The sequence below is a fragment of the Streptomyces johnsoniae genome (assembly GCF_031845565.1).
GTDB lineage: Bacteria > Actinomycetota > Actinomycetes > Streptomycetales > Streptomycetaceae > Streptomyces > Streptomyces johnsoniae.
Genome location: NZ_JAVREV010000013.1, coordinates 187,057 through 202,299 on the forward strand (window position 1 = coordinate 187,057; position 15,243 = coordinate 202,299).

Annotated in this window: 9 protein-coding genes and 1 tRNA gene; 5 read left to right on the forward strand and 5 right to left on the reverse strand. The window is 71.1% G+C overall.

All coding sequences use genetic code 11. The features are described 5' to 3' along the window. Positions 1–166 precede the first annotated feature (166 nt). The 5 genes from topA (at position 167) to RM779_RS22835 (ending at position 9,380) form a co-directional block, all read left to right on the forward strand. The gene (topA, locus tag RM779_RS22815) at positions 167–3,076 is read left to right on the forward strand and encodes a type I DNA topoisomerase (protein WP_311619610.1); all 2,910 of its coding nucleotides are present in this window, start codon (positions 167–169) and stop codon (positions 3,074–3,076) included. Positions 3,077–3,160: 84 nt separating this feature from the next. Next, positions 3,161–6,040, forward strand: coding sequence for a dTMP kinase (gene tmk, locus RM779_RS22820; RefSeq protein ID WP_311619611.1), 2,880 nt, complete (start codon positions 3,161–3,163; stop codon positions 6,038–6,040). Positions 6,041–6,200: 160 nt separating this feature from the next. Then, complete coding sequence (locus tag RM779_RS22825; protein WP_311619612.1) at positions 6,201–7,403, forward strand: DNA polymerase III subunit delta'; 1,203 nt, start codon at positions 6,201–6,203, stop codon at positions 7,401–7,403. Between the two features lie 50 nt (positions 7,404–7,453). Next, a complete protein-coding gene (locus RM779_RS22830) occupies positions 7,454–9,040 on the forward strand; it encodes an alpha/beta hydrolase (RefSeq protein WP_311619613.1) in 1,587 nt (528 codons plus the stop codon). Positions 9,041–9,306: 266 nt separating this feature from the next. Then, positions 9,307–9,380: transfer RNA gene (locus tag RM779_RS22835), tRNA-Thr, on the forward strand. Between the two features lie 302 nt (positions 9,381–9,682). Here RM779_RS22835 and RM779_RS22840 read toward each other — a convergent pair. Genes RM779_RS22840 through leuC form a run of 5 tightly spaced genes read right to left on the reverse strand, consistent with a single transcriptional unit; the run spans position 9,683 to position 15,206 of the window. Further along, on the reverse strand, positions 9,683–10,561 hold the full coding sequence (locus RM779_RS22840; protein WP_311619614.1) for an FAH family protein: 879 nt from the start codon (positions 10,559–10,561) through the stop codon (positions 9,683–9,685). Next, positions 10,558–12,135: an amino acid adenylation domain-containing protein gene (locus tag RM779_RS22845; protein WP_311619615.1), complete on the reverse strand. Its 1,578-nt coding sequence runs from the start codon at positions 12,133–12,135 to the stop codon at positions 10,558–10,560. Before RM779_RS22845 ends, RM779_RS22840 begins: the two co-directional genes overlap by 4 nt. Next, entirely contained in the window at positions 12,132–13,103 is a 972-nt protein-coding gene (locus tag RM779_RS22850) for an NAD(P)-dependent oxidoreductase (RefSeq protein ID WP_311619616.1), read from the reverse strand. Before RM779_RS22850 ends, RM779_RS22845 begins: the two co-directional genes overlap by 4 nt. A gap of 43 nt (positions 13,104–13,146) precedes the next feature. Continuing rightward, positions 13,147–13,761, reverse strand: coding sequence for a 3-isopropylmalate dehydratase small subunit (locus RM779_RS22855; RefSeq protein ID WP_311619617.1), 615 nt, complete (start codon positions 13,759–13,761; stop codon positions 13,147–13,149). 11 nt (positions 13,762–13,772) lie between these two features. Then, positions 13,773–15,206 (reverse strand): 3-isopropylmalate dehydratase large subunit, encoded by a 1,434-nt coding sequence (gene leuC / locus RM779_RS22860; protein ID WP_311619618.1) that lies wholly within the window; start codon positions 15,204–15,206, stop codon positions 13,773–13,775. Positions 15,207–15,243 lie beyond the last annotated feature (37 nt).

Consider the following 15,243-nt stretch of genomic DNA (forward strand, 5'->3'; position numbering starts at 1 on the left):
TGTTCACCGACAACGTCCCCGGAGCAGTCGGGCGGCGGGAATGGCGGATCTCGGGTTACCGTTCGAGATGCGTTGCGGGGTTTTCCCATTTGACACGCAGCAGGGATGTACCGTCACACTCCGCATCGTCAGTACTTTCCCCCGGGCTGGAGAGAAGAGCGAAAAGTTGTCCCCGACCAGCGAGACCGCGAACGGCGGACGCCGCCGACTAGTCATCGTCGAGTCGTCCGTCAAGGCGAAGACGATCAAGGGCTACCTCGGCCCCGGCTATGTGGTCGAGGCCAGTGTCGGGCACATCCGCGACCTGCCGAGCGGCGCGGCCGAGGTGCCCGCCGAGTACAAGGGCCAGCCCTGGGCACGGCTCGGCGTCAACGTCGAGGCGGACTTCGAGCCGCTTTACGTCGTCAACAGCGACAAAAAGGATCAGGTCCGGAAGCTCAAAGCGCTGCTCGCCGACTCCGACGAGCTCTATCTCGCCACGGACGAGGACCGCGAGGGCGAGGCCATCGCCTGGCACCTGAAGGAGGTGCTGAAGCCCAAGGTCCCCGTGCGCCGCATGGTCTTCCACGAGATCACCCGCGACGCGATCCGCGCCGCGGTCGACAATCCGCGCGAGCTGAACCAGCTGCTCGTCGAGGCCCAGGAGACCCGCCGCATCCTCGACCGGCTCTACGGCTACGAGGTCTCACCCGTGCTGTGGAAGAAGGTCATGCCCCGGCTGTCCGCCGGCCGGGTGCAGTCCGTCGCCACCCGGCTGGTCGTGGAACGGGAGCGGGAGCGCATCGCGTTCCGGTCCGCGGAGTACTGGGACCTCGTCGGCACGTTCGCCACCGTGCCCGCGGAGGGCACGTTCGACGCCCGGCTGACCAGTGTGGACGGCCGCCGCGTCGCCCAGGGGCGCGACTTCGGGCCCGACGGGCAGTTGAAGAACCCGGCGCAGGTGCAGCACCTCACCGAGGAGAACGCCCGGGCGCTCGCCGCCGCACTGGCGGACACGGCCTTCGCCGTCCGTTCGGTCGAGTCCAAGCCCTACCGTCGTTCCCCGTACGCGCCCTTCCGCACCACCACACTCCAGCAGGAGGCGTCGCGCAAGCTGGGCATGGGGGCGAAGGCCACCATGCAGGTCGCGCAGCGGCTGTACGAGAACGGCTTCATCACCTACATGCGGACCGACTCCGCCACCCTGTCGGACACCGCGGTGGCCGCCGCGCGCACCCAGGTCGCCCAGCTCTACGGCGCGGACTACCTGCCGGACCGGCCCCGCGTGTACGCGAGCAAGGTGAAGAACGCGCAGGAGGCGCACGAGGCGATCCGCCCCTCCGGTGACCGCTTCCGCACGCCCGCCGAGACGGGTTTGACGGGCGATCAGTACCGGCTGTATGAGCTGATCTGGAAGCGGACCGTTGCCTCGCAGATGAAGGACGCCGTCGGCCAGTCGGTCGCCGTCCGCGTCGCCGGTACCAGCGCGGACGGACGGGACTGCGAGTTCAGCGCGACCGGCAAGGTCATCACGTTCCACGGCTTCCTCAAGGCATACGTGGAGGGTGCCGACGACCCGGGCGCCGACCTCGACGACCGCGAACGGCGGCTGCCGCAGGTGACCGAGGGCGACCCGCTCACCGCGCGCGGCATCGCCGCGGACGGCCACGCGACCAAGCCCCCGGCCCGCTACACCGAGGCCTCGCTGGTCAAGGAGCTTGAGGAACGAGAGATCGGCCGCCCCTCCACCTACGCGGCGATCATCGGAACGATCCTGGACCGCCGTTACGTGTTCAAAAAGGGCACGGCACTGGTCCCGTCCTTTCTCTCCTTCGCCGTGGTCAATCTTCTGGAGCAGCACTTCGGCCGGCTGGTGGACTACGACTTCACCGCCCGCATGGAGGACGACCTCGACCGCATCGCCACCGGCGACGCGGAGGCGGTGCCGTGGCTGCGCCGCTTCTACTTCGGCGCGGACGGCGGTGCCGCCCCGGGCGCGGGCGCCGCGGCCGACGCGGGGAACGGCGACGGGGATCACCTCGGCGGGCTGAAGGAGCTGGTCACGGACCTGGGTGCGATCGACGCGCGCGAGATCTCGTCGTTCCCCGTCGGCGACGGCATCGTGCTGCGCGTCGGCCGCTACGGCCCGTACGTCGAGGCGCCGCCCGAGCCGGACGCGGGGCCGGACGCATCGGCCAAGCGCGCGGATGTGCCGGACGACCTGCCGCCGGACGAGCTGACGACCGACCTGGCGAAGGAGCTGCTCGCCAAGCCGAGCGGCGACTTCGAGCTGGGCACCGATCCGGAGACGGGCCGTCAGATCGTCGCGCGCGACGGGCGGTACGGGCCGTACGTCACCGAGGTGCTGCCCGAGGGCACGCCGACGACCGGGAAGAACGCGGTCAAGCCGCGCACCGCGTCGCTGCTCAAGTCGATGTCCCTGGACGGCGTGACCCTGGGCGACGCCCTGCGGCTGCTGTCGCTGCCGCGCGTGGTCGGCACCGACCCCGAGTCGGACCAGGAGATCACCGCGCAGAACGGGCGTTACGGCCCGTACTTGCGGAAGGGGACCGACTCGCGCTCGCTGACCAGCGAGGATCAGATCTTCACCATCACGCTCGACGAGGCGCTGGCCATCTACGCCCAGCCCAAGCAGCGCGGGCGCGCCGCCGCCAAGCCGCCGTTGAAGGAGCTGGGCGAGGACCCGGTCACGAAGCGTCCCGTGGTGGTCAAGGACGGCCGGTTCGGCCCGTACGTCACGGACGGGGAGACGAACGCGACGCTGCGCCGCGACGACGACCCGGAGACGATCACGGCGGAGCGCGGGTACGAGTTGCTGGCGGAGAAGCGGGCGAAGGGCCCGGCCAAGAAGACCGCGAAGAAGGCCACCGCCAAGAAGACGGCCGCGAAGAAGGCACCGGCCAAGAAGACGGCCGCGAAGAAGACGGCCAAGAAGGCGTCGGCGACTTCGGCTTCTGCGGCTTCTGCGGCTCCTGCGGCGACTGCAAAGAAGACGTCGGCGAAGAAGAGCACCACCGCGAAGACCAGTGCGAAGAAAACCGCGGCCAGGAAGTCGGCGGCGGCGGAGGGCGAGTAACCCCCCGCGGCGGCACCGCCCGTTCCCCGCGCAAATGTTCGGGCGGGTGGCGCCGCCCGCAGGGGTGGCGGTTACGCTGGCCGAATGACGCGAGCAGAGCAACCAGAGGTTGTCGACCCCGCCCGCGGCGCCACCGACGAGGCGCTCGCCGCGGATTCCCGCGAGCGTGCCAGGCGCGCACTGTTGCAGGTACCCGAGCTGCGGCGGCTGTGGGAAGCGCAGTTCACCGGCCGCATCGGTGACGCCCTCGCGCTGCTGGTCCTGGTCCTGCTCTCGGTGCAGGCGGCCCTCCACGTCCCCGTCGGCGGCGAGCCCGTCTTCGGCGGCGAGTACCGCGGCGTCGCCCTGGCCGTCACCGTTGCCCTCGCCGTGCGCCTGCTGGCCACCCTGCTGGGCGGCGTGCTGCTGCTCGGCCCCGTGGCCGGGCTCCTGGCGCCCTCGGGCCCGCTCGACCGCCGCTGGACCATGATCGGCACCGACGGCCTCAGGGCCGCGCTGCTGATCGTCGCGCCACTGTGGATCGACTGGGTGCCCGACAGCGCCTACGTCTACATCCTGCTCACCATCTTCGTCACCGGTCTGGCCGAACGGGTGTGGACCGTCGGCCGCGACGGCGTCGCACCGGCGCTGCTGCCCGCCCCGCCGCCGGAGGGCGCCGCCGTGCGCCCCCTGCCCGACCACCACGACGCGCTGCGCCGGCTCTGGCTGCGCAGCGGGTACATCGCGGTGCCGGTGGCGGCCGCCGCGCTCGTCGCCGCCTCGCTGATCAGCAATGTGCTGGCGACCAGGCTCGACTGGTTCTCCGACCACCAGGCGGCGATGGCCTCCTACGTGGCGGCCGGGTTCTTCGCCGCCGCCATCTCCGTTCTGTACTTCCTGCGGCTGCCCGGCGGCGAGCCGCGGCGTCCCGTGTCCCCGCTGGAAGGTCTGCGCCGCCCGTCCGCGGGCACCGCTCCTGACAAGGGGCGCACCGGCGCGATCCCGGTGCTCGTCCTCGGCTGCGCCGCGGTCGCCGCGGCCATTGTCGCCGCGGTCGCCCTCGGCGTGCTGCACGTCGCGGGCCTGGGCGGCGGGCCGGTTGCCTACGGTCTGCTGGTGCTGGCGCTGACCGGCGGCGTGGCGGGGGGCATCCGCCTCGCGCCCGCGGTGCTGCCCGCGCTGTCGCGGCGGCGGCTGTTCGCGCTGACGCTCGCGCTGACGGGCCTCGGCCTGTTCGGCACCGGGCTGATCTCCGATCCGGCGACCGTGCTGTTCACCGCGGCGGCCACGGGCATCGCGGCCGGTATCGCCGCGCACACCGGGCACGTTCTGCTCGACCAGGAGGCCGAGGAGTTCCGCAGGCCGCGGCTGACCCGGCACCTGCACGCGGTCGTGCGCGTCGCCGTCGCGCTCATGGCGATGGCCGCGCCGCTGACCGCGGCGCTCATCGGCCCGCACCGCGTGGAGCGTGGCGACTTCGTCATCGACCACGGCGGCGCGGCGTTCACGCTCATGATCGTCGGCGTGCTGCTGCTGCCCGTCGCCGCCGTCGTGCTCGGCCGCACCGACGACCGGCGCGGCGTGCCGCTGCGGCGGGACCTGGTGGAGGCGGTGCGCGGCGGCGGCGAGCCCGACCCGGTCGCGACCGGGTCCGGGTTCTTCATCGCCGTCGAGGGCGGCGACGGCGCGGGGAAGTCGACCCAGGTCGAGGCGCTGGCCGAGTGGGTACGCGGCAAGGGCCACGAGGTCGTCGTCACGCGCGAGCCGGGCGCGACGCCCGTCGGCCAGCGGCTGCGGACGATCCTGCTCGACGTCGCATCCGGCGGGGTCTCGCACCAGGCCGAGGCGCTGCTCTACGCGGCGGACCGGGCCGAGCACGTCGCGTCGGTCATCCGCCCCGCGCTCGAACGCGGCGCCATCGTCATCTCCGACCGTTACACCGACTCGTCCGTCGCCTACCAGGGCGCGGGCCGGGACCTGTCCGCGACCGAGGTCGCGCGCATCTCGCGCTGGGCGACCGGCGGGCTCGTGCCGCACCTGACCGTGCTGCTCGACGTCTCGCCCGAGACGGCGCGTGAACGGTTCACCGAGGCGCCCGACCGCCTGGAGTCCGAGCCGAACGAGTTCCACCAGCGGGTCCGCGCCGGGTTCCTGGCGCTGGCCGCCGCCGACCCGGCCCGTTACCTCGTCGTCGACGCGGGCCAGGACCCGGAGTCCGTCACCACCGCCGCCAGGCACCGGCTCGACCAGATGCTGCCGTTGTCCGAGGCCGAGATCCGCGCCCAGGAGGAGGCACGGAAGCGCGCCGAGGAGGAGGCACGCCGGCGTGCGGAGGAGGAGCGCAGGCGCAAGGAGGAAGAAGAGCGCCTGGAGCGCGAGCGTCAGGCGGAGCTTGCGCGCCTGCGCGCCGAGGAAGAGGAGCGCAAGCGGCGCGAGGAGGAAGAACGCCGCAGGGCCGAGGAAGCACGCCAGGCCGAAGAGGCCAGGCGCCGCGCCGAGGAGGCCCGCAGGGCCGCCGAGGAGGAGCGCCGCCGCCGCGAGGCCGAGGAGCGGCTGCGCCGCGAGGAGGAAGAACGTCTCCGCCGCGAGGCCGAGGAGGAGGCGCGGCTGCGCGCCCAGGCCGAGGAGCGGCGCCGCGAGAAGCAGCGCAAGGCCGAGGAGGCGCTGCTGCGCGCCGAGCAGGCGCGCCTCGCCGCGGCCGACAACACCGACACGGTGCAGGTGCCGCTGCCCGTGAACAACCCGGACAACGAGCAGACCGCGATCATTCCCCGCGGCGAGGGCCCCGAGACCTCGGAGGACACCCGCCAGCTGCCGCAGCCCGGCCGGGAGGACCCGGCGGCCGAAGGACGCAGGGCCCGCCCGCAGTGGGCGGAGGAGACGCCGCTCGACGACGTGCCGACGCTCGCGGACGAGCTGCTCGGCCCGCGCCGGGACGCCGACGGGGACGAGGGCGAGGACGGCGGGCAGGGCCGGCGGCGCTGAACGGCGTTCCCGCGGGCCGTTCCGCCCTCGCAGGTCGGTCGTTGTCAGTGGCGTGCCGCAGAATGGCAACGGCCGGCCCGGCGCTGCCGGACGGACGTGGTGTTGCCTTGCCGCGCGGCCGCGGCGTCGCCGCGCGGGACCGGCTGGAAGGAGCGGGGGCATGACGGTCTGGGAAGACCTGGTCGGCCAGGACCGGGTGACGGAGCAGCTCGCCGCCGCCGCGCGCGACGCCCACGCGTACGTGACGGCCGTGGACAGCGGCGCCGAGCCCGACCTGTCCGGCTCGGCGATGACGCACGCCTGGCTGTTCACCGGCCCGCCCGGCTCCGGCAGAGCCACCGCGGCCCGCGCGTTCGCGGCGGCGCTCCAGTGCACCAGCCCCGACCTCGCCCTGGGCGGCCGGCCCGGCTGCGGCTTCTGCGACGGCTGCCACACGACGCTCGTCGGCACCCACGCCGACGTCGACGTCATCCGCACCGACCTGCTCACCATCGGCGTCAAGGAGACGCGCGACCTGGTGCGCCGGGCCCAGCTGTCCCCGGCCGGCGGCCGCTGGCAGGTGATCGTGCTCGAAGACGCCGACCGCCTCACCGAAGGCGCGGGGAACGTGCTGCTCAAAGCCGTCGAGGAGCCCGCACCCCGCACCGTCTGGCTGCTCTGCGCGCCCTCGGGCGAGGACGCGCTGCCCACCATCCGATCCCGCTGCCGCCACCTCGCGCTGCGCACCCCGCCGGTCGCCGCCGTCGCCGACGTCCTGGTACGCAGGGACGGCATCGAGCCCGACGTCGCCCGCGCCGCCGCGCACGCCACGCAGGGCCACATCGGCCGCGCCAGGCGGCTGGCCACCGACGCGGAGGCCCGCGGCCGCCGCGCCGCTGTGCTGAAGCTCCCCGAGCGGCTGACGGACGTCGGCGGCTGCCTGCGCGCCGCCCAGGAGCTGGTCGACGCCGCCGCGGCCGACGCCAAGCAGCTCGCCGAGGAGCTGGACGAGAAGGAGACGGAGGAGCTGCGCGCCGCCCTCGGCGCCGCCGAGGGCAAGCGGCTGCCGCGCGGCACCGCGGGGGCGATGAAAGAGCTGGAGGACCGCCAGAAGCGGCGCGCCACCCGCACCCAGCGGGACGCCCTCGACCTGGCCCTCACCGACCTCGCAGGCTTCTACCGGGACGTGCTGGCCCGGCAGTTCGGCTCATCGGTGGCCCTCGCCGGGGGCGAGAGCGCCGAGGCCGTCGAGCGGGTCGCCGTCGCGACCGGGCCCGAGCAGACCCTGCGCCGCATGGAGGCGATCCTCGACTGCCGCCGCGCGCTCGACCGCAATGTCGCCCCCCTGCTGGCCGTGGAGGCGATGACCATGGCCCTGCGCTGAGAGGCTACGCTCCACAGGACCACACGGCACCGCACAGTCTCGGGGGACCCATGCGCACCACAGGCCGCATCGCCCTCGCCGTTCTCACGGCGACCACCCTGCTCCTGACCGCCTGTTCGTCGGAGGACAGCCCCGACGAGCGTTCGCCGTCCGACCCGGAGAGCGACGCCTCCTCTCCAGCACCGGACGCGCCCGTTCTCGAGCCGCTGCCCGAGGAGATCCCGGCCGAGCTCCAGCCCTACTACGAGCAGGAGCTGACCTGGAGTTCGTGTGGTGCGGTCGGTTTCCAGTGCGCCACCCTCGCCGTTCCGCTGGACTACGAGAACGTCGACCCGGCCCAGGACATCCAGCTCACCGTCACCCGGGCCCGCGCCACCGAGTCCGGGGAGCGGATCGGTGCCCTCCTGATGAACCCGGGCGGCCCTGGCGCCTCCGCCGTCGACTTCGCGCAGGACGCGGCGACCTACCTCTACCCGCCCGAGGTCCGCGCCCGTTACGACATGGTCGGCCTCGACGCCCGCGGCACCGGCCAGAGCGAGCCCGTCGAGTGCCTGACCGGCGATGCCATGGACGACTACACGCTGACCGACCGCACCCCCGACTCCGAGGCTGAGGTCGACGAACTGCTCGCGGCCTACGACGACTTCGCCCAGGGCTGCCAGGAGCGGTCCGGCGCGCTGCTGGAGCACATCTCGACCATCGAGTCCGCACGCGACATGGACGTCCTGCGCGCCGCGCTGGGCGACGAGAAGCTGCACTACGTCGGCTTCTCCTACGGCACCAAGCTCGGGGCCACGTACGCCGGCCTCTTCCCCCAGCGCACCGGGCGGCTCGTGCTCGACGCCGCGATGGACCCGCGGCTCTCCACCCTCGACACCGACCGCGAGCAGGCCGGCGGCTTCGAAACGGCGTTCCGCTCCTTCGCCGAGGACTGCACCCCGCGCGACAGTTGCGCGCTGGGCAACGACGGCGCCGACGGTGCCTCCCAGGCCCTGCTGGACTTCTTCGCCGAGGTCGATGCCGAGCCTCTGCCCACCGGTGACGAGGAACGGCCCCTGACCGAATCCCTCGCGAGCACCGGCGTCTCCTACGCGCTGTACGCCGAGGACCTGTGGCCCATGCTCCGCGACGCCCTCGCCACCGCCATCGAGGACGGCGATGGCTCGGCCCTGCTCGACCTGGCCGACGCCTACAACGAGCGCGAGGCCAACGGCACGTACGGCACCACCATGTTCGCGTTCCCCGCGATCAGCTGCCTGGACAGCCCCGCGGGCAACGAGGACGCCGACGCGGTCCGTTCCGCACTTGCCGCGTACGAGGAGGCGTCGCCCACCTTCGGCCGCGACTTCGCCTGGGCCACGCTGCTGTGCGCCGCCTGGCCGGTCGACCCCTCCGGCGCCCCCGTCAGCATCCCGGCCGCCGACGCCACGGACATCCTGGTCATCGGCACCCTCCGCGACCCGGCCACCCCCTACGCCTGGGCCGAGGGCCTGGCCGACCAGCTGGAGACCGGCATCCTGCTGACCTACGACGGCGACGGCCACGGCGCGTACGGCGGCGCGAGCGAGTGCGTCGACTCGGCGGTCAACGACTACCTCCTGGAAAACGTCAGCCCCGAGGACGGCACCACCTGCTGAACGACCTGCAATGATAACGGCATGCCATGCATCCGTTACCGCACCGCCATATCGGCGCACACCGAAGGTGACCCCCTCCCACCGGGGGTCACCGAGCAGGAACTGCTCACCCACCTGAACGCCTGCCCCGACTGCACCCGCTGGTCCAAACGCCTCCGCGCCCTGCGCGAGGCAACCGACGACCTCCTCCGCAGAAGGCGTTCGGGAGCACCCCCCAAACCTGTGTAGACTGACGAGCGCTGCGCCCCCGCAGGACGCACGCGCCCGCCGCCTTAGCTCAGTCGGCCAGAGCGACGCACTCGTAATGCGTAGGTCAAGGGTTCGATTCCCTTAGGCGGCTCGGACAAGGTCCAGGTCATCTAGCCCATGACCTGGACCTTTGTTGTGTCCGTGAGCTTCAGCAGGCCGAGTGGCCGGATCTGCGCTGTGAGGCTGTCCGCGCCGGGCGTGCCTGGCGTACGCGGGCCTCCGCGCATCCGCGTTCTGCGCGCGGCGGGTGCTAGGCGTATTGGCCCGCAGGGTTGTTCTCTCGCGGTTGATCGAGGGGCCTGCGATGGGGCAAACGTCCGGGGTGGTGGTTCCGGACCACGTCGTGGGCGGGCTGGGCAGGAGGCGAGGCCCGCAGGGCCGGCGGAAGCGTCGTCACGCGGCGGGGCGCGGCTCAGGCATCCGCACGAGTGGGTTGGTGAGTTGGATGCCGTGACTCCGGAAGTCGAGAGTGACCCGGTCGCCGTCCGCCATGGCATGCCCGCCATGAAAGCTGCTGCGGTCGGCCCCCATGTACACGTAGTGCACGCGCCCGGGCCAGTGCAGCGACTCGTGAGCGAACAGCGTCGCCATCATGGTGTCGAGGTCGTAGTGCAGAGCGCTGGTTCCGGTGGTGAACGGGCCTTTCCAGACGAGGGCACCGCCTCGCTCGATCACCGTCTCACCTGTCACCAGGCTCGGCGGCGGGCCCAAATGCAGAGCAGGTGAGATGGCCGAGTCGCAGAGCTTGGCGTACGACAAGTGGCCGTTGTGTCGCTTGAACCGGCCGATGTCCGTCACGTCATTACCGAACGTGTACCCCACGTAGCGGGGCCGGCCGTCCTCGGCATCGCCCACGTAGACGAGGACGACCTCTGCCTCCTCGCACACGGCAACCGCCTCGCCGGGCACGGAAAGCGGCTCGCCCGGAAGCTTCAGCACTTCGCCCAGGCCCTTGAAGAACCAGTTGGGCTGATCCGGAGTCGCCGCGTCGACCTTGACGTTGTGGGTCTTCATGAAGCCGCTGACGAGGGCGTCACCCACGTGATCAGGGAAGAGCGGCACGCGCGTGCGCACCTTGTCCCGGTCCCCGGCCGGCACGTCCACCGGCTCTCGTCCAGCTGTCAGGGCATCGATGTCTCCGCCGGATTCCAGTATGGGCGCGGCCAGTTCGTCGCCCGATCCTGGATACAGACGCAATCCAGCACGGTCCGTCGGCGGGGCGAAGCCAAAGTACCGCTCGTCGCCGTAGCTGCATTCGAACAGCGCCGTCATGAGGAACTGCCTCCTGTGGGTTCGCTCCGCCGGGCCAGGGCCTGGCGGTCGGTCTTGCCGTTTCCGTTCAGGGGGAAGGTGTCCAGATGCACGAAGCGACGGGGAATCATGTACGCCGGCAGCACGGCGGACAAGTGGCTCCGCAGAGCGCGGGAAGTGGTCTCCTGGCCCGTATAGAAGGCCACTGGATCAAGGCTGCCGACCTGGCCGGGCACCGCGATGACCACGGCGTCCGCGATGCCCCTATGAGAACGCAATACCCCCTCGATCTCCCCCAGTTCGACGCGATGACCACGAATCTTGACCTGGGAGTCCAGACGACCGAGGTGAGTAAGAGTGCCGTCAGGGGATCGGCGGACGAGGTCGCCGGTGCGGTACCAGTCGGAGGGGACCGGAGCACGGCCGGCGACCGGGATGAGACCGGCTTCGTCGGTGGCGAAGAAGCGGCCGGTGTTGTCCTCGGGGGCGATATAGCTGTGGAAGCGCTGGGGGCCGCGGACACAGAGTTCACCCTCGTCGGTGTCGCGCCCGTCAGTGACGACGATGGCCTCCATGTGGGGGTAGATGGGCCCGATCGGGATGGTGCGGTTGGAGACGGCAGGCCAGTCATCGGTGCGGTCGGGCAACCGATAGGCAGAGACGTAGACGGTTAGTTCGGTAGGTCCGTAGACGTTCTCCATAGCGCCGTTGGGGGTGGCGGCGTGCCAGGTCTCAGCCTGCTCGACGGTGAGCTGTTCACCGACGAAGAGGCTCAGGCGCAGGGCCGGCATGCAGCCCGGGGAGAGTTCGCTGAGGCCGAGCGCGGTGGTGATGGCGGACGGTACCGAGGCCCAGTGGGTCAGGGAACACGAGTTGACCCAGCGAACCGGGTGCATCAGGTCCTGGGGGGACGGCGCGACCAGGGTAGCGCCCGAGCCCCAGGCGACGAAGAGGTCGAAGACGGAGACGTCGAAAGCGAAGTCGAAGTTCTGCGTCATGCGGTCGCCGGGGCCCACGCCGTATCGGGCGAGGTTGTAGGTGACGAAGCTGAGCGCATTGACGTGCGAGATGGGCACACCCTTGGGGCGACCGGTGCTGCCGGAGGTGAAGAGGATGTACGCCGTCGACTGGGGGGCCGAAGCCTCGAACTGGGCATCGGCCGACGAGGGTTCAAGGTCGGGTATCCGCACCACGCGGGAGTGCGACTCCGTAGCCAAGGCAGCGGCAGCCCCGGTGGGATCGTCCGTGAGAACGAGGGTCAGGTCCGCGGCGTCCACGATCGTGCGGATGCGGTCGGCGGGGGCGGAGTTACTGATCGGGACGATCGTGGCGCCGAGCTTCAGCACAGCGAGGTATGCCACGTAGGAACGGACACACTTCGCGCCGATCAGACCGATCCTGGACGGGACCGGAGCATGGTTGGCCGTGAGGCAGTGGGCCAAGCGGTCTGCCGCACTGGTCAGTTCCCGATACCTCAGGGGGGCTTCGCCGGGAGTTTCCAGAGCAACGGCATCGGGATGCCGGGCAGCCGCGGTCTCGACGAGTTCGTGCAGACGGGTCGGCGCGGGGGACGGCGGCACGGTGCTGCCACTCATGTGACTCCTTCCTTGGAGTAGGAGAGGGCGTCCGGGTTGACGAGATACGGGGGGCGTTCTCCGCGCAGTATGCACTCGGCGTTCTCGACGGCCGCGGGCACCAACGAGCCGTACATCTCCACCGTGTGGCCCACCACGTGATCGGTGAGGATCGCGTTGGGGGCGCCGCGCAAGGGGCTGTCCGCGGGGAGGGGCTCCACGGCGAAGGTGTCGATGGCCGCACCGGCGATGTGCCCCCGATGCAGGGCATCGGACAGGGCTACCTCGTCGACGATGCCTCCGCGCGAGGTGTTGATCAGGACGGCGCCGCGTTGCATGCGGCGCAGTTCCGGAGCGCCTATCAAACCGCGGGTGGCGTCGTTGAGGGGCAGGTGGATGCTGACGATGTCCGCTTCCGTCAGGCAGCGGTCCAGGGAACAGAAGTCCACCTGGGGCCAGGCGCCGGGGCGCGGGGTTCTGGTGTGGGAGAGGATGGGGCCCGTGCCCCAGCCGGCCAGGCGGGTGCACACCTCACGGGCGATCCGGCCGAAGCCAATGAGGCCCAGGGTGGCGCCGCGCAGTGAGTGGCTGTCGAGTTCGGCGGGACGGGGGCGGGGGCGCCGCTCGGCCAGTGCGGCAAGACGGTCGGGCAGGCGGAGCCGGAGGGCCAAGGCGAGCATGATGGTGGCTTCGGCCATGCTTCCGTAATTCTCCGGAGTCGCCCCGTTGGCGACGACGACCCCGCGCCGGGTAGCGTCGGTGACGTCGATGGAGTTGACGCCGCTGGAGGCGAAGACGACGCCCCGCAGCTCCGGGTGCCGGTCCAGGAAGCTCGGGCCGACGGGGGTGCGGGAGGTGAGGACCAGGGCGTCGAGGGGACCGTCCTCGACGTTACGCGGGTCCGCCGCCCGGACCACCCGGTGGCCACGGGCGGCGAGCTGCCCGGCGATCTCGTCGAGCAGCTCGCCGAGGACCCGGTCGGTGCCCACGAAGACGCGGTGACTGGACGGCGGACCTAAGGGGGGCATTCGGTCAGAACCCGTTCAGATAGGGGAGCTTGGCAACAACCGTGCCCACCTGATCGGAGCTCTTGAGCAGTTCGGTGAGCGTGTCCCAGGTGCCGTGCAGGAAGGCGTCCCTCAGCGACGGCTGGATCTCGATCGCGTACTCACGGCCGCCGATCCTCAGGACGCCCTGCCCGAGGTCGACGTCGGCGACGGCTTCGGGGTCGGCCAGGGCGATGCTCCGGGCTTCCTCCGCGTCCTCACCGGAGAGAGTCACGCAGGGCAGGCCGATCGTGCCGCAGTTGCCGCGGAAGATCTCGCCGAAGCTCTCGCCCACGACGGCCCGCACGCCCCACCGGTACAGGGCCTGCGCGGCATGCTCCCGGGAGGAGCCGCAGCCGAAGTTCTTGGCCGCCAACAGGACGTTGGCGCCGGAACGCTCCGGCACGTCGAAGGGGTGAGTTTCACCGTTGGCGTGCTTCTGCTTGCGGTCGTCCTCGAATACGTGCTCGCCGAGCGCGTCGAAGGTGAGGTGCTTGAGGAAACGAGCCGGGATGATCCGGTCGGTGTCGATGTCGTTACCGCTGAGGACTACCGTGGTGCCGGACACGGTGGCGATGCGCTGATCGATAGTGCTGGTCACTGGGGAGCTCCTTAGGAGGCAGAGGCGACGGGGGCGGGGCCGAAAACGGTGGCCGGATCGCAGACCGAGCCGTTGACGGCGGCGGCGGCCACCGCCAGCGGGGACATGATCATCGTTCGGCCGGTGGGAGAGCCCTGCCGGCCCTTGAAGTTCCGGTTCGAGGAGGACGCCGCCAGCTCGCGGCCCACCAGCTTGTCCGTGTTCATGGCCAGGCACATCGAACAGCCCGCGAGGCGGAACTCGAAGCCGGCCTCCTCCAGCACCTTGTCCACGCCCAGGCGCACCAGTTCCTCGCGGACGGCGTTGGAACCGGGCACCGCGAGAGCGCGCACACCGGGCGAGACCCGGGCGCCACTGCGTTTGAGTGCCTCGGAGACCTCCACGAAGTCGGAGAGCCGCCCGTTGGTGCAGGAACCGATGAAGGCAACGTCGATGGGGTAGTCGCCGAGCTTGGTACCAGGCTTCATCCCCATGTAGGCGTAAGCCTCGGCGTAGGAGTCGGCGACATCCCGCGAGACGCTCTCCGGGTCGGGCAGCTCGTCGTCCACCGGGACGGCCTGGCCGGGGTTGATACCCCAGGTCACCATCGGCCGGATGGCGCCGCCGTCCATCACAACGACATCGTCGTACGCGGCGTCCGCGTCGGAGGCGATGGAGCGCCACCATGCCACCGCACGGTCCCATGCCTCGCCGGCGGGAGCGGCGGGGCGGCCCTTGAGGTAGGCGAAGGTCGTCTCGTCAGGGTTGACGTAGCCACAGCGGGCACCGCCCTCGACGGCCATGTTGCAGACCGTCATCCGCTCGTCCATCGACATGCTCTCGATGACCGTGCCCGCGAACTCGTAGGCGTAGCCGACGCCTCCGACAACACCGAGTTCGTGGATCACGTGCAGGATGACGTCCTTGGCCGTGACGCCAGAGGCGAGTTCACCGTCAATCTGGATGCGGCGCACCTTGAGCCGGTTCATGGTCACGGTCTGGGTGGCCAGCACATCGCGGACCTGCGAGGTGCCGATTCCGAGGGCGACCGCGCCGAAAGCACCGTGGGTGGAGGTGTGGGAGTCACCGCAGGCGATGGTCATGCCCGGCTGGGTGAGCCCCTGCTCCGGGCCGATGACGTGCACGATGCCGTACTCGCCGCCAGTCGGTGAGAAGAACCGCAGCCCGAAGTCCTGCGTGTTGGTCTCCAGCTGCGCCAGCATGTCCTCGCCCAGCTGGTCGAGGAAAGGACGGGCGATGGTGTCGGTGGGAATGACGTGGTCGGCGGTGGCGACGTTGCGCTCGCGCATAGCGACACTCAGGCCGCGTTCCCTCAGCATGGCGAAAGCCTGCGGGCTGGTCGCCTCGTGCACGAGGTGGAGACCGACGAAGAGCTGTGCCCGGCCGTCTCCGTAGTCACGCACCGTATGCAGATCGAATACCTTGTTGTAAAGCGTTGACCCCATTGTCTTCTCTTCCTTGCCTCTAGCCTCGACGAACGTC